At 31.6% G+C, this 21,195-nt stretch carries 21 protein-coding genes and 1 pseudogene; 12 read left to right on the forward strand and 10 right to left on the reverse strand.

The genetic code is table 11. The features are described from left to right. Positions 1-57: 57 nt before the first annotated feature. The 8 genes from OQH62_RS04040 to OQH62_RS04075 form a co-directional block, all read right to left on the reverse strand. Positions 58-2,439: an autotransporter outer membrane beta-barrel domain-containing protein gene (locus tag OQH62_RS04040; protein ID WP_266014144.1), complete on the reverse strand. Its 2,382-nt coding sequence runs from the start codon at positions 2,437-2,439 to the stop codon at positions 58-60. 305 nt (positions 2,440-2,744) lie between these two features. Further along, positions 2,745-3,947, reverse strand: a complete 1,203-nt coding sequence (gene lysA / locus OQH62_RS04045; RefSeq protein ID WP_266014147.1) for a diaminopimelate decarboxylase — start codon at positions 3,945-3,947, stop codon at positions 2,745-2,747. Between the two features lie 20 nt (positions 3,948-3,967). Further along, the gene (locus OQH62_RS04050) at positions 3,968-5,026 is read right to left on the reverse strand and encodes an LptF/LptG family permease (RefSeq protein ID WP_266014151.1); all 1,059 of its coding nucleotides are present in this window, start codon (positions 5,024-5,026) and stop codon (positions 3,968-3,970) included. 2 nt (positions 5,027-5,028) lie between these two features. Next, positions 5,029-5,574 (reverse strand): aminoacyl-tRNA hydrolase, encoded by a 546-nt coding sequence (gene pth / locus OQH62_RS04055; protein WP_266014154.1) that lies wholly within the window; start codon positions 5,572-5,574, stop codon positions 5,029-5,031. Beyond that, positions 5,571-6,107 (reverse strand): 50S ribosomal protein L25/general stress protein Ctc, encoded by a 537-nt coding sequence (locus OQH62_RS04060; RefSeq protein WP_266014156.1) that lies wholly within the window; start codon positions 6,105-6,107, stop codon positions 5,571-5,573. Before OQH62_RS04060 ends, pth begins: the two co-directional genes overlap by 4 nt. A 114-nt stretch (positions 6,108-6,221) precedes the next feature. Further along, the gene (locus OQH62_RS04065; RefSeq protein ID WP_266014159.1) at positions 6,222-6,962 is read right to left on the reverse strand and encodes an MIP/aquaporin family protein; all 741 of its coding nucleotides are present in this window, start codon (positions 6,960-6,962) and stop codon (positions 6,222-6,224) included. Then, the gene (gene glpK / locus OQH62_RS04070) at positions 6,959-8,467 is read right to left on the reverse strand and encodes a glycerol kinase GlpK (RefSeq protein ID WP_266014162.1); all 1,509 of its coding nucleotides are present in this window, start codon (positions 8,465-8,467) and stop codon (positions 6,959-6,961) included. Before glpK ends, OQH62_RS04065 begins: the two co-directional genes overlap by 4 nt. Positions 8,468-8,479: 12 nt before the next feature. After that, positions 8,480-10,021 (reverse strand): glycerol-3-phosphate dehydrogenase/oxidase, encoded by a 1,542-nt coding sequence (locus tag OQH62_RS04075; RefSeq protein ID WP_266014164.1) that lies wholly within the window; start codon positions 10,019-10,021, stop codon positions 8,480-8,482. A gap of 207 nt (positions 10,022-10,228) precedes the next feature. On the opposite strand from OQH62_RS04075, the pseudogene OQH62_RS08800 reads away from it, so the two are divergent. The 5 genes and pseudogenes from OQH62_RS08800 to OQH62_RS04095 form a co-directional block, all read left to right on the forward strand. Continuing rightward, a pseudogene (locus OQH62_RS08800) lies at positions 10,229-10,987 on the forward strand (cache domain-containing protein); the annotation flags it as partial. Positions 10,988-11,779: 792 nt separating this feature from the next. Further along, complete coding sequence (locus OQH62_RS08805) at positions 11,780-12,220, forward strand: methyl-accepting chemotaxis protein (protein ID WP_416333344.1); 441 nt, start codon at positions 11,780-11,782, stop codon at positions 12,218-12,220. A gap of 52 nt (positions 12,221-12,272) precedes the next feature. Continuing rightward, a complete protein-coding gene (locus OQH62_RS04085; protein WP_323053609.1) occupies positions 12,273-12,638 on the forward strand; it encodes a multidrug efflux SMR transporter in 366 nt (121 codons plus the stop codon). A gap of 7 nt (positions 12,639-12,645) precedes the next feature. Continuing rightward, the gene (locus tag OQH62_RS04090; RefSeq protein WP_266014168.1) at positions 12,646-12,960 is read left to right on the forward strand and encodes a DMT family transporter; all 315 of its coding nucleotides are present in this window, start codon (positions 12,646-12,648) and stop codon (positions 12,958-12,960) included. A gap of 60 nt (positions 12,961-13,020) precedes the next feature. Continuing rightward, positions 13,021-13,647 (forward strand): dethiobiotin synthase, encoded by a 627-nt coding sequence (locus tag OQH62_RS04095; RefSeq protein WP_266014170.1) that lies wholly within the window; start codon positions 13,021-13,023, stop codon positions 13,645-13,647. Between the two features lie 15 nt (positions 13,648-13,662). Here OQH62_RS04095 and OQH62_RS04100 read toward each other — a convergent pair whose 3' ends face one another. Further along, positions 13,663-14,958 (reverse strand): adenosylmethionine--8-amino-7-oxononanoate transaminase, encoded by a 1,296-nt coding sequence (locus OQH62_RS04100; RefSeq protein ID WP_266014172.1) that lies wholly within the window; start codon positions 14,956-14,958, stop codon positions 13,663-13,665. A 193-nt stretch (positions 14,959-15,151) separates the two neighbouring features. Here OQH62_RS04100 and OQH62_RS04105 point away from each other — a divergent pair, with 193 nt between their 5' ends. From OQH62_RS04105 to OQH62_RS04135, 7 genes are read left to right on the forward strand one after another with little or no spacing between them, the layout of a single operon-like run. After that, positions 15,152-16,336, forward strand: coding sequence for an aminotransferase class I/II-fold pyridoxal phosphate-dependent enzyme (locus OQH62_RS04105; RefSeq protein ID WP_266014174.1), 1,185 nt, complete (start codon positions 15,152-15,154; stop codon positions 16,334-16,336). Positions 16,337-16,352: 16 nt separating this feature from the next. After that, positions 16,353-16,976, forward strand: coding sequence for a pimeloyl-ACP methyl esterase BioG family protein (locus OQH62_RS04110; RefSeq protein WP_266014176.1), 624 nt, complete (start codon positions 16,353-16,355; stop codon positions 16,974-16,976). Further along, positions 16,973-17,686, forward strand: a complete 714-nt coding sequence (locus tag OQH62_RS04115; protein ID WP_266014178.1) for a methyltransferase — start codon at positions 16,973-16,975, stop codon at positions 17,684-17,686. Before OQH62_RS04110 ends, OQH62_RS04115 begins: the two co-directional genes overlap by 4 nt. A gap of 57 nt (positions 17,687-17,743) precedes the next feature. After that, on the forward strand, positions 17,744-18,487 hold the full coding sequence (gene modA, locus OQH62_RS04120) for a molybdate ABC transporter substrate-binding protein (protein WP_266014180.1): 744 nt from the start codon (positions 17,744-17,746) through the stop codon (positions 18,485-18,487). Beyond that, positions 18,484-18,867, forward strand: a complete 384-nt coding sequence (locus tag OQH62_RS04125) for a molybdenum-pterin-binding protein (RefSeq protein ID WP_266014182.1) — start codon at positions 18,484-18,486, stop codon at positions 18,865-18,867. The genes modA and OQH62_RS04125 overlap by 4 nt, the downstream gene beginning before the upstream one ends. Further along, positions 18,868-19,542 carry a molybdate ABC transporter permease subunit gene (gene modB, locus OQH62_RS04130; RefSeq protein WP_266014184.1) on the forward strand — a complete coding sequence of 225 codons (675 nt, stop codon included), beginning with the start codon at positions 18,868-18,870 and terminating at the stop codon, positions 19,540-19,542. Position 19,543: 1 nt separating this feature from the next. After that, the gene (locus OQH62_RS04135; protein WP_266014187.1) at positions 19,544-20,419 is read left to right on the forward strand and encodes an ATP-binding cassette domain-containing protein; all 876 of its coding nucleotides are present in this window, start codon (positions 19,544-19,546) and stop codon (positions 20,417-20,419) included. Positions 20,420-20,435: 16 nt separating this feature from the next. Here the strand turns inward: OQH62_RS04135 and OQH62_RS04140 are convergent, their stop codons facing one another. Beyond that, positions 20,436-21,164 carry a hypothetical protein gene (locus OQH62_RS04140; RefSeq protein WP_323053681.1) on the reverse strand — a complete coding sequence of 243 codons (729 nt, stop codon included), beginning with the start codon at positions 21,162-21,164 and terminating at the stop codon, positions 20,436-20,438. Positions 21,165-21,195 lie beyond the last annotated feature (31 nt).

The raw sequence follows: 21,195 nt of genomic DNA on the forward strand, positions 1-21,195 counted from the left end.
TAACATATTTTTATAAGGATTTTTGTATAAAGCAAGGATTAGAAAATTCCTGCTTTACTAAAAAACATATTTAAATAAAAGATTTCCACCAAAGAAATTCACTCCAGAAGAATAATTTCTGTATAAGGCTTCTATATTCAATCTTAAACCGCTATAAACAAAAAGCTGAGTACCTAAGATGAGTGAAAGGGTATTGTCATACTCGTTAGTATAACGAAGTCTGTTTCCTCTATCAAATTCAAAGAATACACTTTTATGAGAATTATACAGTTTGTTTTCATAGTGAAGTTTAGCATAATAAAAATAGCGCTCTTTTTCGTACTTCAACTCACTTCCTAAAGCCAAAGCTAATAGGTAATGGGTATAACCTCTTGATTGAAGTCCTAAGCCTCCATCTTCTTTAAAGGCTTTTTGCATATCTATATAATGCTCCAATCCTATATAAGGCTTAAAAGAAAGTTCTTCACCGAAACGATAACCGATATTACCGCCTAGATTAACTTGATAGGCATTAAATTCTGCTTCGGAAGTATTTAAAACAGTTCCAACTGCAGCATTATATTCCCTTGAAATATCAAATTTTCCCGCTAAAACACTTGCTTTTAACTCGCTCTCATAATTACTATAAAAGGCAATTTTATCATACAAAGACCAAGCATAAAGTCTTGAACGCGTCGTGGTATTTTGGGTTTTTAAATTCTGTTCATTATTTCCATAAGCATAACTAAATTGTGCTTGAAAAAAATTGGTATCACTAAAATGATTGAATCCTAAATTCATTCCTATTAAATAACCATCTAAATTATTCCCTTTTAATACCCCGCCAAAAGTATTTACATAGATGTTTTTATTTTCAGGAAAAACCAAAGGACTGCCCAAACTTGCACCATTATCTAAAACAATATGCTCTCCAGAAGCCAACAATTCACTCGAAGGGATAAAATGTACCGGCATAGATAAAGTCGTATCTGCTTTAAAAGCGTTGAGAATCTTTGTTGGTTCTCGTGTATAATTTTTTGTGCTTGTTTCAATATCATCAACTATCAAATCAAGCTCTTGTGAAGAACCTAAAGAAAAAATTTCTCCTCCGAATTTATTTTCTAACAAACTCACAACTTGAGATTTTGAAGTATCTAAATTTCCTTTCCAAGAATCATACACTGTAACAGGAACTTTATTGGTAGTGCTCGGCGGCACAGGATTTGATGGCACAGGAGAAGGATTTACTGGTAAAGAAGGGGAAATTTGCGGAGTGATAGTACAGATAATATTTGACTGGGCACCTTGTCCAACCAAAGCTTTTGTTACACTTATACTCCCGTCTTTACAGGCAAGAACTAAGTTATTGTTAGGATTTTTTAACTGAATTTCACTAAGTCCTGTAATTGTACCTGTAATGATTTGATAATCTTGCTCTTTCACTCCTGTTGTATCAACAAAAACAATGCCTTTATCATTGTTTAAACTTCCATCAAGCTTACCCATAACATCATTATAAATTCCAAAAGTAAGACTTGAACCTTTTTTATTTTCAAATCCATTTCCTACTTTTAACACGCTACCATAAAGATCTACTGAAGATGCTTTTACAGAAAGATCTCCCCCTTCTACAGAGACAAATTTACCTTTTACCTCCATAAAAGCATCATTGAGCCTCAAATCGCCGCCGCCACTAAAATTAGCATCAAAAGGATTAAGTACTAAACCAGTTTGTGCATCAACTTTTGCATCTCCCCCATTATAAAAATCACCATCAACTATAACATTTCCTTTGTTTCTAATCTCAAATGTTGAAATAGAATCTAAAAAACCGGCTATTGGCGAACCTATATTATAAACATCACCTGTAAATTGAATATGTGCATTATCATTCGTTAAGGTTTTTTGAATTCGTATCGTTTCAGCTTGCACATTGAGTCTAGAAGTTGGTTCAAGAATTACCTGCGAATCAGCAATAAAAAATTTCATTTTAGAAAAATTAGCAGTAGCATTTTGTTTTAATTCTAAATTAGCACGACTTGAAAAACGCACTTTAGATGCACCGCCATAATCTGTAAATTGAGCATTAATGATATTATTAGACATTTCAGCATTATACGTTCCACCTGAATTTACCAAAATACCACCATTTTCATAAGCAAGCGTATTATAACCTTTAAAATTTAAAGTTGCACTTGAATTCACAGTATTCTTGCCAAGATAAAAAGTTATTAGGTCATTGTCTGCATTTAAAGTATAACTTGAACCACTTGGACCACTTACATTTAAAGGAGTATTTTGACTACGAATATAGTATCCAACACCATTTCCTTTTGTTGATATAGTTCTGTCTTCTCTTTTTTCATTTACCATTAAAAAAATATTTGAGTTTAAAGAAGTAATATCAGCACTAAACAAAGAACTGCTAAGTATCATTAAAGAAATTTGTATCTTTTTCATCTATATAAACTTTCGACAAGATTTTTTGATTTCAAATAAAATAGAATATTTTCATTCTGTTAAGAAAAATTCTATTATAAAAAAGTTTTCAATTATATAAGCTACACCCTAAAAAACATTTTAAAACAAGTGTTTTTTTGCTTAATAGAGTTTTCATTTGTTTAAAAATTATTTGCAATATTTAATAAGCAAGATTCATCAACAAAACCTTTGTTATTTTACAATATCACATTAGCTCAAACCTTAATAAAAACATTTTTATTCTCTCGAGTATTTAGTTGTAAGTTGTTTGGTGGTGAAAATTTTTAGTGTAAAAATTCTAATTCTAAAGCTATAAGATCTTCAAATCGTTCTCTTCGCCTAATCAAACGTATCAAACCTTTTTCTAAAGCAAGCTCACATACTCTATTTCTTGTATTATAATTACTACTCATACTAAAACCATAAGCTCCCACATTTTTCACAACTACAATATCTCCGCTCTCACTTTTTGGTAGTAATCTGTCTTTAGCAAAAAAATCTCCGCTCTCACAAATTCCGCCTACAACATCACAAAGACTTTGCTGCTCTTTTTTATATGGTAAAATTATCCTGTGATAAGCTCCATAAAGACTTGGACGAAGTAAATCATTCATAGCCCCATCAATAATCATAAATCTTTTATTATAATTTATTTTTTCATACAAAACACTACAAACAAGCTCTCCACTTTTTGCAACTAAAAAACGACCTGGTTCTAAACCTATAGTAAGATCAAGCCCATTTAAACAAGCAAGAATTCCTTGAGCATACTCATATAAATCTGGTTCTTTTTCACCTTCATACCCAACTCCTAAACCTCCACCTATGTCAAAAAATTTCAATTCTATTTTAATTGCCTGAAGTTCTCTTACAAGCCCTGCAACAATTTGAGCTGCCTCGTGTATAGAAGTATAATCAAGTAATTGCGAACCTATATGAAAATGCACACCAACCGGCTCTAAAAAAGGCGAATTTTTAGCATAAAGATACATTTTTCTTGCAACATCAAGTTCTACTCCAAATTTATTCTCCCGAAGTCCGGTAGAAATATAAGGATGTGTTTTTGTATCAACATTAGGATTGACTCTTATGCTAATTCGTGCTTTTTTACTCAATGCTTTTGCTTTGGATTCTAAAAGCAACATTTCAGCTTCGCTTTCTAAATTGATATATAAAATATCATACTGCAAAGCAAGTTCAAGCTCATCATTACTTTTTCCAACCCCACTAAATATAATTTTATAAGGTTTTGCACCAGCTTTTAAAGCTCTTTTAACTTCTCCTATACTAACACAATCAAAACCGCTCCCAAGTCGGGTTAGCATCTGCAAGAGACTTAAATTTGAATTTGCTTTCACAGCATAAAAAATTTGCGATTTTCTTGCTTTAAAAGCTTGTTTTAAATTGAAAAAATTCTCTTCAATGATGTCAAAATTATACAAATAAAAGGGGGTTTGAAATTCTTGCTTGAGTTTTTTATAATCCATTCTTTTCCTTCATAAATAATTTAACGGTGCTTATATGATAAAAATCCGCTATAAAAAGCTAATACTATTATAGGTAAAATTATGCCCAATTCTGCTTGAAGCACTCCATTTTCGCTTAATCGCGAAAGTAAAAACAACATTCCCCAGACCAAAAGCAAAATCACAAAAGAAGTAAAAGCCACAAAAGCAAGATTTACAAATCGAGAAATCACAGGAAAAAAGAAATATAAAATAAGCATTACAAAAGGAGCAAAAAAAGGCATAATAACAAATTTATAGAGAACAATTTTTAAATTGTCTGTATTAATATTTTGCGCACGAAGCACTTTAAAGCTCTCAAAAATATCGCTTAAAGAATATCCGCTTTGATTTGCCAAATTTTCTATAATTTTTGGTTTAAAATCCTTAAGACTCTGTATGTTTTCAAATTCATTTCTTTCTAAACCTGTTGCACCAAGTTTATATTCTTGAGGAAGCATACTAACACTCCCATTTTCCAAAAACCACGCATTGTCTTTAAATTCAGCTTTTTGAGCCTTAGTGAAAGATGTTAAATTCCCTTCTTTAATGTGAAAAATCGTTACTTCTTTTAGAGCATTTTGCCCATTTTCAATTTTTTGTATATAAACAAAATCATCATTCAATTTTAAAAAAGCTTCCCCGCTTTGCTTTATCAATGTTCCATTGCGGATAATACTGCTTTTATACTGACTTGCATAGGCAAAAGAAGTAAAATTAAGCCCTATAAAAACAAAACAAAAAAACACTGCCCATAAAAAAGGAAAAAATATAACCTTATTTTTACTAAGTCCTAAAGCATAAAGACTTACCAATTCATTCGCTCGTATCATAGAAATAAATGCAAGCACAAAGGCAAAAACTAAAGAAAGTGGTAAAACATAAGCGATAGCAGAACACATCAAAAAGAAAATATACAATAGAGTCAAATTTGCAGAATGAGGAAGGGAATTGAAATTGACAAGCAAATCAATACCGATATAAAAACTTAAGAGTGAAAAAAAAATAATAAAAAAATTTTTAAGATACAATCCTGAAAGAAAACGAAATAAAATCCACATTTTTAGGCTTTCAAGCTAAACTCAGACCCAACGGTATATATTTGACTGCCTCTAAGCAACTCAAATAAAGCTTTTTGTGCTTGTTCTAAAACACTATTTAAGAGTGGCTTTTCTTCTTCCTTAAAAGGTGCCAAAACATAAGAATTTACATCTGTACCTTTGCCTATACCTATACGTATTCTTTCATATCTATTAGTACAATACTTGTCAATGCTTTTAAGCCCATTATGACCACCATTACCGCCACCATCTTTAAATTTTAAAGTGCCTAAAGGCAAATCAATATCATCGTGGATAACAATCATTCTTTCACATTTATAAAAAGCCTTAACAGCACTCACACTTATACCAGAAGCATTCATAAAAGTATGTGGTTTTAAAAGGAGAAAAGAAGAGTCTTTTTTATAAAGCTCTCCTTTAAAATTTGCCTTTACAAGAGTTTCAATTTGAAGTTCTTTAAGAATTCTGTCAAGAAGCATAAAACCAACATTATGCCTTGTATTTTCATATTCTTTACCAATATTTCCAAGCCCTACGACTAGAATCATCGAGCTTTTTCTACACCTACCACAGCCACTCTGTCTGCATCGATAAGAGTTACACCTTCTGGAACAACTACATCTTTTACAAGCAAAGCATCACCAACATCAAGTTTGCTTACATCAAGTTCAAAGAAAGTTGGCAAATTTTCAGGTGTGCATTTGACCTTCAGTCTTCTTTTTGACTGGATTAAAACTCCTTTATTTTTCAGCCCAAGAGCTGTTCCTACAATCTTTACAGGAATCATATATTTAGAAACAACACCTTGTTGCACTACTTTTAAATCAACGTGCCACAATTCACTTGTAACAGGGTTTTTCTGATAATCTACAACTACAACATTAAGAATTTTCTCCCCAACTTTTACCTCAAAAGCTAAAGTACTTTTCTTTCGCACACTTTTAATAAAATCATTTACCTTAAAAGCAGCATTGATATTTTCTAATCCTTTTCCATAGATGTTTGCGATTAGATAACCATCTCTTTTTAAAGCTTTGCTAGCTTTTTTTCCGATACTCTCTCTAACTATACCTTCTAACATCTTTTATTCCTTTCTAAAAAATAAGCTGTGATTGTAGCTTAATTTCGCTTAATTGAAAAGTAAAAGTAAAAAATTTTCGTATTAGTTCTCATCAAAACTAGAATCTAAAAACTCTTAAATTAAAAGCAAGTATAAAAAACTAGCCAAAGTCCCACCTAAAATAGGAGCAAAGAATGGCACCCAAGCATAAGCAAAGTCAGGTTTTATCTTTAAAGGCAAACAAACAAGTACTATGCGAGGGGATAAATCCCTGCAAGGATTGATAGCATAGCCGGTAGTTGAACCAAGTGAAAGCCCTATAACCCAAACCAAAATAGCCACTGGCAAAGCTCCTATAGTGCCTAGCCCTATTGAAGCATTATTATCAATACTTAAACTTATATTAGCTCCTGTGATATATAAAATTACAAAGATTAAAACAAAGGTCGCTAAAAATTCACTAAAAAAATTTGAGCTGTATTTTCTAATAGCAGGTTCTGTGCAAAAACAAGCCCTTTTTAAAGCCTCATCTTCAGTTCTTTTAAAATGCTCTTTATAAAAAACATATACCAAAAAAGCCCCAAAAGCTGCTCCTAAAAATTCCCCTGCAAAATAAAGGGGTATTACTTCCCAAGGTACCCTACCAGTAAGGGCCAAAGCTAAACTTACTACAGGATTTAAATGTGCCCCGCTAATATTTCCTGCCACCGTTACACCCACAAAAACAGCAAAGCCCCAAGCTGTAGTGATAATAAGCCAAGAATGAGAAGATGAAAATTCACATTTAGTATCTTTAAGCAAACAAGTTGCTACAACTCCATTTCCTAAAAGTATCATCAAAGCTGTTGCTATGAATTCAGCTGTAAAAATATTCATTTGCTCTCCTTGCTAACTTCATCTTGCCAATGCAAAGTTCTTTGTACGGCTTTATGCCAAGATTTAAACATAGCTTCAACTTCATTTTTATCCTTTTGAGGCTTGAAAATTTTATCTATTTGATAAGATTTTTTAATGGCTTGTATATCATTAAAATAACCCACTGCAATGCCAGCTAAATATCCGGCTCCTAAAGCTGTCGTTTCTATGTTTTTTGGTCTTTTAATCTCAAAATGAAACAAATCAGCTTGTATTTGCATTAAATAATCACTCGCACTAGCTCCCCCATCAACTCTAAGTTCTATACAAGAATGTCCCAAATCTTTTTCCATTTCCTTTACTATATCATAAACTTGAAAAGCAATACCCTCTAAACAAGCCCTTGCTATATGACCATCAGTTGTAGCTCTGCTTATACCAAAGATAGATCCTCTTGCATACTGATCCCAATAAGGTGCACCAAGTCCAGCCAAAGCAGGTACAAAATACACTCCACCATTATCTTTTTCAGTTGCTGCTAAGCTATTTATATCAGCTGCAGTTCGTATCATCCTAAGTCCATCTCTTAGCCATTGAATAGCTGCTCCTCCTATAAAGACAGAACCTTCTAAAGCATAGCAAGTTTGTTTGCCTATCTTCCAAGCTATAGTACTTAGAAGCTGATTTTTACTTAAGCTTACCTTATCACCTGTATTCATTAGTAAAAAACAACCTGTGCCATAGGTATTTTTCATCATACCTTTTTCAGTACACATTTGTCCAAAAAGTGCAGCCTGTTGATCACCTGCTATACCTGCTATAGGAATTTCATGATCAACCCACCTAGTAGCTGTATAACCATAAATTTCGCTTGAGCTTTTTACATCGGGTAAAATAGCCTTTGGTATATCAAAAAGTCTTAAAAGTTCCTCGTCCCACTCAAGCGAGTTGATATTAAAAAGCATAGTCCTACTTGCATTGCTTACATCAGTAATATGTACCTTGCCTTTAGTTAAATTGTACACAAGCCAAGTATCAACCGTGCCAAAGCAAAGTTCACCTTTTTGTGCCTTAGTTTTTGCTCCGCTTATAGTATCAAGTATCCATTTCAGCTTAGTAGCACTAAAATAGGCATCTACTACAAGTCCTGTTTTTTGCTTTATAACTTCAGCATAGTCTTTTTTCAAATACTCACAATAATCAGCCATACGTCTGTCTTGCCACACTATAGCATTGTATATCGGTTCTCCTGTTTTTTTATCCCAAAGTAAGGTTGTCTCTCTTTGATTCGTAATGCCAATAGCAGCTATATCACTAGCATTTAAATTAGCTTTTGCTAAACTTTCAGTTAAGACAGCGATTTGAGAACTCCAAAGTTCTTTTGGATTATGCTCTACCCAAGAAGGTTTTGGATACAGCTGAGTGAAATCCTTTTGAGACACAGCAATGATGTTTGAATACTCATCAAAAATTAAAGCCCTTGAAGAGGTAGTACCTTGATCAAGAGCTAAGAGATATTTTTTCATACAAGCTCCTTGTTAAATTTGATACTTTCGAGCTAAGCTTAAAAATTCAGCTAACGCCCTATCGGTTCTTTGTTTATCCCACTTAAAATACTGAGCAACAAAGTCATTCACTTCTTTGGCACACTCTATACAAGCCTTAGCGTCTATAAATAAAAGCCTTATGCGTCTGGCTAAAATATCTTCTACATTTTGTGCCATTTCTTCTTCTAAAGCGTGAAAAACTTGAGCGTAAGTATAGGGATACTCTGGGTGAATTTTCTTGGCAAGTTTTGTTTTTTCAAGCTCTTTTATCTTTGTAGCCTGTGTACCATACACGCTTAATCTTTCATCAAACTGCATTTTTTCATCGTAAAAAATAAGCTTTAAATTCTTTGTTTTACATACTTTTGACTCAAGTAGTCCCCATTTTATAGCCTTTTGAATGCATTGCTCAGCCATAGCCCTTATGGTAGTGTATTTGCCCCCACTTATATCTATAAGCCTACTTGAGTGAAGCTCTATCTTATGACTTCTTGAAAGTTTTTTACTTTCCTTAGCACTACTTTTAATGAGAGGTCTAAGCCCTACAAAAACACTTTTTATATCACTTCTTTGAGGCTTTTTTACAAGCATTTTATAAGCTTCATTAAGGATAAAATCAATTTCTTCTTCAAAAGCCTTTGGTTCATAAGAAAGTTTTTTTACTTCAGTATCAGTAGTACCAAGCAAAAGTTTGTCATACCAAGGTATGATAAAAAGCACTCTGCCATCTTCTGTCTTTGGTATCATCAAGGCATATTCATTAGGAAAAAATTCTTTATCCAACACTATATGCACACCCTGACTCAAGACAAGATCGTTAGAGCTTTTATCCATTTTTAAGATATTTGAAGCAAAGACCCCGGTAGCATTAATCACGCACTTACTATATACTTCAAATTCTTGCTGATGTATCAAATCCTCGAAAATAAGCCCTTTGATATAACCTTGCTCATCTTTGAGTAAATTTGTAACTAGACTATAATTTAACACCAAAGCTTTGTATTCATAAGCACTTTGTATCAAACTCAAAGCCATTCTCGCATCATCAAAGCGTCCATCTGTATAACTTATACCATAATTAAATTTGGTCCGATCAAGCCCTAAAAGCTTAGCATTTAACTCTATTTTATTTAAAAAACTTGTTTTTTTAAAATTAAATTTACCAGCGAGCATATCATAAAGTTTTAAACCTAAATAATAATATAAAGCTTCAGTTATGCCTTCATTTGGGATGATAAAATTTTGCTGTTTGCATAAATGAGGAGCATTGTTAAAAAAGCGATTCCTTTCACGCAAAGCTTCTCTCACTAAGCTAAAATTAGCTTGAGCAAGATAACGAACTCCTCCGTGTAAAAGTTTGGTAGAACGCGATGAAGTGCCCTTAGCAAAATCATAAGCTTCTAAAAGCAGAGTTTTATACCCTCTACTTGCACTATCAAAAGCCAAAGCAGAACCTGTAGCTCCTCCACCTATGATGATAACATCAAAATTATTATTTTCCTTAAGTCTTAAAAAACCTTCATCTCTTTTCAAGAAGTAACCTTTTTTGCTTAAGCTTAACATAACTTTGAAAAATTAGAAAAAAATTTTAGATTTATTCTTTCAAATGTTTAAAAAAGTAACATTATTTATATATTACATATTTTAATTATAGAGATTCTCAATTTTGTTTTTTTTTTTTTTTGTATTCTAGTCGATATAGGATTTAGAGTTTTATAATTATGAAAAAGGAGGTTTTTAATGTTAAAAACAATAGTAGCACGAGAGATAGCCCTTAGAATTTTTTTAGCTTTAATCTTAGGTTTTTGTATCTTTACTGTAGTAAATTACTACATTTTGAAAAATGATGTTTTATACAGCTCAACTCTAACAAAAAAAGAAAGTGTTAATGGTGTAAAAACCCTTACAGATTTTTATTTTAAAACAGAACTCGAACAAATAGAAGTTTTAAACAAATTTTTAGAAAATAACGAATTTAACGATAGAATTTTGTCAGAATTTTTAGAAAGCAACTTCTCATTACAACCTTTCCGCGCTCTTTATATAGGCAAAGAAGAAGATGGTGTTTTAATTTACATTGATGAAAAATCGCCTACAAAGGTTTCATTTGTTACAAAACAAAACAATTACGATGCAAGGGAAAGGCCGTGGTATAGAAATGCAAAAGAAAGTCAAAAACTTTCCATTTCCGATCCTTTTATAAACAAAATTAACCATCAATTAATTATTAATTTTTCAAAACCTATTTACATAAACGGCAATTTTAAAGGTGTTTTGTCTGGAGAAATTTCACTAGAGGATTTCAAAAATAATTTTAATAAATTAGATATTTCAGCAAACAATGCGGTCTTTGTCATTAATAATAACGACGAACTTCTTGCGCATTCTTCAGGCAAACTTCAAGCAGATAAAAGTCCTGAAGTTGTAAATCTTATAAAGCTTTTTAGAAAGAAAGCAAACGAAACAGTCAATCAAACTACAGAACTTATCACTTATGATTTAAGAGGAGAACAAAGAGCGGCTGTATGTATGACTGATGAGAAACAATATTTATATTGCTCTGCAAATGCAGTAAGCGACTATGATGCGATTTTACGCAATCTTGTAATTGTACAAGGTCTTTTCGGACTTGGTTTTGTTGTCTTAATCATCATAATTATAAGCATAACCTTAGAGCAATTTCTTAAAAAAATTCGAAGAGTTCAAAACAGCTTAAATGAATTTTTTGACTTTTTAAATCATAAGAGAAAAGATTTTCCTCAAATCAATCTAAAAAAATTTGGGAAAAAAGATGAACTTGATTTTATTGCTCACGAAATAGATGAACAATTGCGTCTTACTCAAATCAATTTATCAAAAGATAAGGAATTTATGAATGAAAGTATACAAAAAACAGAAGAGATAGGAACAGGAATTTTAAATATTCGTATCGAATCTAATCCAGCAAATAATAGACTGAAAAAATTTAAGTTTGTTATCAATACTATGCTTGAAAATTTAGAAAATAAAATTGGCAAAGACGTTAATGAGCTTGAAAAAGTACTTAAAAGTTATCAGCATTTTGATTTTACTGCACACATTCCAGATGCAAAAGGAGAAATGGAAACGATAGTTAATGTTTTAGGCAGCGATGTTCGAAAAAGACTAACTCTTGCCCTACAATTTGCACAAGGTCTTGACAAAGAAAGCAGTAAGCTTAAAGAAATTATAGAAAAACTTGTCAATAGCTCTACAGCTCAATTTACTTCTCTTTCAAAATCTATGCACACTACTGAAGAAATGAGTTCTTCAATGGAAAACATTAAATTTAAAACGGAGAGAGTAGTAAGTGATGCAAGAAATATTCAAAATATTGTAAGTATAGTAAGAGATATAGCTGATGAAACAAATCTGCTTGCTTTAAATGCTGCTATTGAAGCGGCTAGAGCGGGAATGCTTGGCAGAGGTTTTGCTGTGGTTGCTGATGAAGTACGAAAACTTGCTGAAAAAACAGATGAAAGTTTAAATGAAGTTGAAAATAACATCAAAACACTGGTTGTAAATATTAATGATACACACAAATCAGTACAAACTCAAGTTGAAGGTATAGCCGGTATAAACGATATTGTGATTTCGCTTAAAAATCTTGCGGAAGAGAATTCTAATATTGCAAATACAACAGATACCATAAGTACAGAAATTATTAATATCTCAAACCTCATCTTAACTGATGTTCAGAATAAAAAATTTTAAAACTTGGATTTGTGATTTTTTTGATATAATAACGCTTTTTTAAGGTGTTATTATGTTTCAATTTAACCTTAGCAAAAATCAGGCTTGGTTTTTATTAGTACTAGGCGGAATAGTAGAGTGCTTTTGGGTAAGTAGCTTAAAGCACTCAAATTCTCTTCTCTTGTATGCTCTCACAGCCTTAGGCATAATCTTTTCTTTCTCCTGTGCAATCTTAGCTATGAAAAAAATCGAAGTGGGTATAAGCTACTCTGTTTTTGTAGGTATTGGTACAAGTGGAACTGTTATACTTGAAGTCCTTGTCTTTAACGAAGAATTCTCTTGGCTTAAAAGTCTCTTGATTTTTCTTCTCATACTAGGTGTCATAGGCTTAAAAATTTCAAGCAAAGAAACACATTCTAAAATTTCTAAAACAAGTTGATGAAACAATGAGCTGGATTTATTTGTTTGTTGCATCTTTAATGGAAATCATAGGTATAGTAGTGATGAAATATTTTATTCTAAGCGGAAAAAGAATTTTTATCCCTTTACTTGCTTTGATTTTCTTAATAAGTTTTAGCTTTTTATCTTGGGCTATGCAAGAACTCTCTATGGCAACAGCCTATGCACTTTGGACAGGGATAGGAGCGGGTGGAGGTGTTATTATCACTACCTTCTTATTTAAAGAAGAAAAAAATTTTACAAAATTCTTCTTTTTAAGCTTGATTATAGTTTCTAGTATAGGTTTAAAAACACTTGTTTAAACTCGGTTTTGTACTAATGAAAATGAAGGTTTTAAACAATAAATATGAAAATAAAGAGCAATGAAAATTTATATTTGTGGCATACATACTGATGTTGGAAAAACATATTTTAGTGCAGCATTTTGTGAAGCTTTTAGATATGATTATTTTAAACTTGTACAAGCTGGAATCCCAAAAGATAGTGAATTTATAGCAAGTTTGAGTCCAAAAACATTCCTTTTTGAAGAAGGAATTTTTTTACAAACTGCTGCTTCACCGCATATAGGAAAAAAAAATGAAAAGCTTGATTATGAAGCCTTTGATATAAGGTTGCCATCTAGCAAAAATGTACTCATAGAAACAGCAGGTGGGCTTTTTACTCCTATCGATGAGAAGACAACGATGATTGATTATATAAGTCAATTCAAACATCCTTGTATCCTTGTAGCAAAGTACTACCTTGGAGCTATCAATCATATCTTATTAAGTTTGCAAGCTTTAAAACTAAGAAAAATTCCACTTATGGCTTTAGTGATGATGGGAGAAAAAAATGAACCTTTTGATGAATTTATCCTCTCTTATACTCAAATTTCACTTTTTCACCTCCCTTTTTATACTGCAAACAACTTTACAACACTAAGCAGACAAATAAAAAAAGAACTACAAAATCTTGTAGAAAAATTTGAAAGGTCTGATACAACAAACTAATGTATAAATAAAAATTCAAAGCTTACATTCGTTAAAAATATCTTCCAAACTTTTTGCAACGTATTGAATCTCTTCTTCTTTAATGATATAAGGTGGCATAAAATACAAAGTATTTCCAAGAGGTCTTAAAAGCAAACCTTTTTGCAAAGCCTTTTCAAAAACAAAGAGACCAACTCTTTGATGGGAGCTTTTTAAAATATCAAAAGCATAAATCATTCCTTTTTGCCTGAAATTGCCTAGAAAATCAAAACGGCGTAGAACTTGAAATTGTTTGGCAATACACACTGAAAGCTTTTGATTCTTTCTTAGAATATCCTCGTTTTCAAACAAATCAAGCACAGCATTTGCAGCTGCACACGCTAAGGCGTTACCTGTATAAGAATGCGAGTGTAAAAAAGCTTTTTGTGCTTCATAAGGAGCATAAAAAGCTCTATAAACCTCATCACTTGTTACAACCACGGACAGAGGTAAAAATCCACCGGTAATACCTTTTGAAAGACATAAAAAATCAGGTTTTTGTTTGCATTGCTCCAAAGCAAAAAGCGTACCTGTGCGTCCAAAACCAACAGCAATTTCATCAAAAATCACCTGAATGCCAAATTCAGAACAAAGTTTCATAGCCTCATCAATGAATTCAACACTATACATATTCATATTTCCCGCACATTGCACTAAAGGCTCAAGTATAAAGGCACAAATTTCATTAGCGTATTTGAAAAGAGTAGATTTCAAAACTTGTAATTCTTTTTCAAAATCCCTACCCTTTGGAGCAGGAGTACTTAAACATTCTAAAAGCAAAGGTTTATAGCTTTGCTTATACAAAGCTACATCACTCACACTTAAAGCTCCCAAGGTTTCACCGTGATAGGCATTGCTTAAAGCTAGAAATTTGTTTCGCTTTTGTCCCAAATTCAAATGGTAATGAAAACTCATTTTTAAAGCCACTTCAACTGCGCTTGAACCATTATCAGCATAAAAACATTTATGAAATTTTTCAGGCAAAAGAGTGCAAAGCCTTTGGGACAATTTGATAAGAGACTCGTGAGTAAATCCTGCAACTATAATATGTTCTAATTCATCAAGCTGCCGTTTTATTGCATTTGCGATAAAAGCATTACAATGTCCAAAAAGATTCACCCACCACGAGCTTATACAATCCATATATTTTTTATTTTCAAAGTCATATAAATACAATCCTTGTGCTTTTTGAATTGGAATTAAAGGCAAATTTTCGTGGTCTTTCATCTGCGTGCAAGGATGCCAAATATAAGCTAAATCAAGATTTTTTAAGTATTCATTATTTTTCTGCATTGCTTTTCCCACTTGTCAAGTTTTCAACTACAATATTTCATACATCACAAGAATAATATTTTTAAGCTTCAATTCCACTTTGAATAAAAAATGTTGAGAATTTGCTACAATACGCACAAACTAAAATCGCCTTTAGAGCCTGTTCTAGTTTTGGATAACAAAGAAAATTCTATAAACAATTGTAAAGAATATAATGAAACAAATTTTAGAAAACCTTAAAAAAGAAAACAATTACCGGTTCCTAAAAACAATTCAATATGAGGGAAAATATGTTCTTTATCAGGGAAAAAAAGTATTGAATTTAGCTGGTAATGATTATCTAAATATAGCAAAAAATGAAAATTTAAGAGAGGAATTTTTTCGCCAAATTCAAAAAAAAGATTTTTTTCTCTCAAGTTCAAGTTCTCGGTCTTTAAGTGGAAATTGTAGCGTTTATGAAAAGTTTGAAAATGATTTAGCTCAAAAAATGAACAAAACAAATCCACACAGCCTAAAACAAATGAAAAGCAAAGATACAAAAGAAGTTTTGCATTTTAATAGCGGATACCAACTAAATCTCTCTTGTATTCAAGCATTAGGCACTCTAGCAAACACTCTTTTTATAGCTGACAAATCAATTCACGCAAGTGTGATTGATGGTTTGAGATTAAGCACAAGTACATTTGTACGCTTTAGGCATAATGATATGTCTCATTTAGAATCTCTACTCCAACAACATTATAAAAAATATGAAAATATCATTCTTATTAGCGAAGCACTTTTCAGTATGGATGGAGATTTTACAAAACTCAAAAAACTCATAGAGTTCAAAAAACAATATAAAAATATTTTACTCTATATAGATGAAGCTCATTCTGTTGGATGTTTTGATGAAAGTGGCTTAGGTTTTGCTCGGTATTTAGGGCTTGATCAAGAAATTGATTTTTTAGTCTTCACTTTCGGCAAAGCTCTTGCTTCAACAGGAGCTTGTATCATCACAAAAAAAGAATTTAAGGAATTTTTTATCAATAAGGCAAGAGCTTTCATTTACTCAACAGCTTTGCCTCCTTTAAATGTCGCTTGGACGCATTTCATCTTTGAAAAACTAAGTACTTTTACACAACAAAGACACAATCTACAAGAAAAAAGTCAATTTTTGAAAAACACTCTTCTTCAAAATGGTTTTGAAGTTTTAGGTCAAGCCCATATTATTTCTCTGATGTGTAAAAGCAACGAAAAAGCCGATGAACTTGCCAACAGAATTCTTCAATGCGGTATTTTTGCCCCAGCCATTAAAGTACCAAGTGTAGCTAAAAACACAGCAAGAATCCGTTTTTCTTTACACTGCGATCTTGATGAAGAAGATCTAGAAAAAATCGTTAAATCTTTGTTACAATAAAATAAAAAGGTCGAATTTGAAACAAGAATTTCTTTATCGTAATACTTACTGCGATGAGATGATACTTTTTTTTGGCGGTTTTGCTTCTCATCCAAGTCATTTTTCACACTTAAAAACAAAGAAAAATGTTGTGATGCTCTATGATTACAATGATTGCAATTTCGATTTTAACATACCCACTTTCGAAAAAATTACTATTATAGCTTTCTCTTTAGGTGTAAGTGTGGCAAGTTGGTTTTTAAAAGACAGCGTTTATAATGAAAAAATCACACAAAAAATTGCCATCAATGGTACCAATCAGGGCATTGATAGAATAAAAGGCATTCACCCTGCAATCTTTGAAAAAACGATGAAAAATTTTGCACTTAAAAACTTTCAAAATATGCTCTTTAAAGAACATTTACATAAAACACAACATTTTGTCTTTAAAAAAGAGCAAGATTTACAAAAAGAACTTGAAAATTTATGGCATTGTACTCAAAAAAATTCTAATGAAAATTGTACTTGGGATAAAGTATATATGAGTCTTAATGATGAAATCTTTCCAAATGCAGCTTTACAAAAATGCTTTAGCGCAATTCACACAATCAAAGAACCACATTTTGCTTTTTTTCATTTTACATATTGGGAGGAAATTTGAAAAACTATGCTTTCAATTTTCTAAAGGCAAAAAATACTTACGAACAGCACTCTTTTATACAGAATCAAATGGCAAAACAACTTATAAATCTTATTAAAAAACAGAAATTAGAAAAAATAAAAAAAATCTTTGAATTTGGCTGCGGACAAGGAAAATTCACTACAATGCTTATTAAAACTTTAGATTTTGAAAGTTTTGTTTGCAACGATATTAATGATTATCAAATCGACTTTAAAGACAAAAGGATACTATTTGAATGCTTTGATATGAATGAACTTGCAAAACACAATTTAAGACATCAAAAATTTGACCTCATCACATCAAATGCAACTCTACAATGGCTTAATCTCAAAACAATTCTTCCAAGCCTCTCTGAAATGCTCCTCCCTCAAGGACTGCTTTTACTTTCAAGTTTTGGAAAAAGAAATTTAGAACAAATCACTCAAAGCACAGGTTTAAGCCTTAAATACCTTACTCCCAAAGAATTAAAAAAGGAAATGAGCAAATATTTTACCCTCTTACATTTAAGCGAACAAAATATTCAAATTCAATTTTCAAGCACTTTAGAACTTTTTAGACATTTAAAGCTTAGCGGGGTCAATTCATTAGGACATTTCTTTCTAGGGAAACAATTTCTGAAAAATTTTGAACAGAACTTTCATAATAAATTAAACTACAACCCTGTTTTTTTACTCTGTCAAAAAAAATAAAATATCCAATTTTCTAGTATAATACTTAGAAATATTCTTCAATAAAGGTAAAAAATTATGAAAAAGATTCTTATCTTTTTTAGTTTCTTTCTTATAAGTGCAAATGCTGAAAAAATAAATGTTTTTGTAGCCTCATCAGCATCAAAAGCTATGAGTGAAGTAAAAAATGAATTTATGAAAAACCATCCTAATGATGAAGTAGAACTTATTTTTGGGGCTTCTGGAAAACACTACCAACTTTTAAAAGAAGGGAGAGAATTTGACTTGTTTTTTTCAGCTGATGCAAAATACGCTGAAAAAATTGCAGCTGATGGTAATGCCATTAGCCAACCAAAAGTTTATGCCTTAGGAGTAGTTGCTCTTTATAGTTTGGATGAAAATTTACTCCAAGATGGAATAGAAGGACTCAAAAAAGAATCAAACAAGATAAAACATCTTAGTATAGCTAATCCAAAAGTGGCTCCTTATGGAGTAGCAGCGACTCAAGTACTTGAAAATCTCCATCTTGATGCCATTTATAAAGATAAAATTGTACTTGGCGACAATATTTCTCAACCGGTATTTCACGTTGATACAGGTGTAGCTGAACTTGGTATAGTAGCGTATTCTTTAGTCAGTGCTGTTACTAAACCAAAAGGCAAAGCTGTTGTTATAGATGAAAAACTTTTTGAACCTTTAAAACAAAGTTTTGTTATTACAAAATATGCAAAAACCAACAAATTAGCAAAGGAATTTGCAGACTTTGTAAGCTCACAAGAAGGCAAAGCTATCATTAAGAAATACGGATTTAACACTCCGTGAATATTTTAAGTGCTAAACTTGTAGAACTCAACCGAACAAACGAACTCGTACTTGCTAAAGCAGAAGTTGAAAAACAGCTTTTTACTATCATAATGCTTGATGGTATGTATTCGATCTTGCACATCGGAATGAAAATTCAACTGCTTTTTAAAGAACACGAATTGAGCTTTGGAAATTTAAATTGCGTTTTAAGCATAGAAAACGTCTTCAACGCAAGAATTTGTAAAATCAAACAAGGGGAATTCTTTTGGCAGATATTTTTCGATTTTTGCAATCTAAGCTCTCTTATCACCGCACAAAAAGGCAAAGAACTTGGATTGAAAATTGGCGATGAAAAATTGTGTTTTGTAAAAGCAAATGATATTATTTTAAGGGTATAAATGTTCGATACTGAATTTTTGCAAATCCTGTGGCTGACTTTCAAACTTTCTTTTATTACAACCTTTTTGCTTTTTTTTCTTGGTATTTTTTTTGCATATCTTTTAAGTTTTGTGCAATTTCCATTCAAAAGCATCTTGCAAATCATCATTGCAATGCCTTTAGTTTTACCTCCTAGTGTTTTAGGTTTTTATCTTTTAATCACCTTTTCACCAAACAGCTTTCTTGGGTCTTTCTTAAAAGATAATTTTAATATCTCACTAGTATTCAGTTTTGAAGGTCTGGTTTTTGCCTCCATACTTTTTTCTTTGCCCTTTATGGTCAATCCTCTCCAAAGTGCTTTTTCTTCGATCAACACAAATCTCATTAATGCCTCTTACACACTTGGCAAAGGTACAATCACTACACTCTTTCGCGTCATCGTGCCAAATTCTAAGACGGGTATTTTTACAGGCTGTGCTATGGCTTTTGCACATACCATAGGAGAATTTGGGGTTGTGATGATGATAGGTGGGCATAAAAAAAATGAAACCTTAGTCGCAAGTATAGCTATCTATGATGAACTTGAATCCTTAAACTATGCTTTAGCACATCAATACGCTTTCGTACTTTTTGCCCTAAGCTTTATCATACTTTTGAGTTTGTATGTAGTCAATAAAAAATTCACAGCAGGATAAAATGCTTCAAATTCACATTAAACATCCCATAAACACAGCAAAAGGTTTGCTTGATTTAGAATTTAAAAGTTTTTTAGAAAAAGGCGCGGTACACGCGATTTTTGGAGAAAGTGGAGCGGGAAAGACAACTCTATTAAAAATCATCGCGGGGCTTATTACACCTCATTTTGGATACTTAAAAGTAGAAAATGAAGTGTGGATAGACACAACAAAAAAAATCAATCTGGCTCCTCAAAAAAGAAGAATAGGTTTTGTTTTTCAAGATTATGCCCTTTTTCCAAATATGAATATTCGCTCCCAACTCTCTTATGTAACAAAAAATGTAAAAAGAATTGATGAGCTTTTAGAACTTATGGGTCTTCGTGAGCTTGAGAAAGCTTTTCCTAGAGAACTTTCAGGAGGACAAGCTCAAAGAGTAGCTTTAGCAAGAGCTCTAGCAAGAGAACCTCAACTTTTACTTTTAGATGAACCTTTAAGTGCGCTTGATTTTAAGATGCGAAGCTTTTTGCAAGATGAGCTTGAGAAAATTTTCAAGCATTTTAAGATTACAACCTTACTTGTAAGTCACGATTTAAGCGAAATCTATAAATTGAGTTCGCGTATTATAGAACTTCAAAATGGTATAGTAGTAAAAAACAGCCTTACAAAAGACTTTTTTCATTCAAACAATCTTAGTGCAAAATTATGCCTTAATGCAACTGTACTTGAAATTCAAAAAAATGATATTATTTTCATTATAACTCTTATGGTGGGCAAGGAAATGATTAAAATAACAGTCAGCGAAAATGAATTTGAAGAAAAGTATAAAACTCTTAAAAGCGGTGATACTCTTATTATCGCTATAAAAGCTTTTAATCCAATGATTGTTACGATTTAATAGCAACTCATTAAATCTATTTGCTATATTTTTTGACTTCTTTTTGAATAAGCTTACTTAAAAGCAAGGGCATTTGACTCACTACTTCTTTATAATTCTCTTGTGCGTTTTTTTCTTTATCAAGCTTAAGTCTTAATTTAACATTTTTCGCACTTACTATTTTGCCTGAACTTAAAGAGATGATTTTGTAGTTCAGCAAAGCATAGGCATCTTGACTTGAGCCAATGAAAAAATTTGTGAGTTCTATATAAAAATCATTTAAAGTAATCACCAAAAGATACTCTAAAAATTTAGCATAAATTTGATTTTTATTTTTTTCTTTTTTTAAGAATGGAGCCACATCAAGGATATGAGAGTTTTTAGTGCTAAAGGCATTGAGTGTTTTTTGATTTTGATAGATTGCATTTGCAGCTGCATTAGCAAAATGAAGTTTTACAGTATTGATAAAATTCTGTGTAAAAAGTGCGCTAAAATCTTTTGCTACAACTTTAAAACTATCTAAGACATAAGCAAAATTTGGTTTGTAACTCACAAATAAAGCAAAATCTATATCTTCATCTGTATTCAAACTTAATTTTTTATCTTTAACATTAGAACTATCAAAAATAGCTTTTTGTTGGTTTAAATTCTTACTTGTTTCTTCTTGGTTTAAATCAATAAGCTCAAAAATATCATTATTCTTTTGTATTTTAAGAATTTTTTTTTGAGAAAAATCGTTTGCACTCATCAATACAAAAAAACTCAAAAAAATACAAAATATTCTTTTCATAATTTAT

Origin of the sequence: Campylobacter sp. MIT 21-1684 (genome assembly GCF_026241315.1) — a bacterium.
Taxonomy (GTDB): Bacteria; Campylobacterota; Campylobacteria; order Campylobacterales; family Campylobacteraceae; genus Campylobacter_D.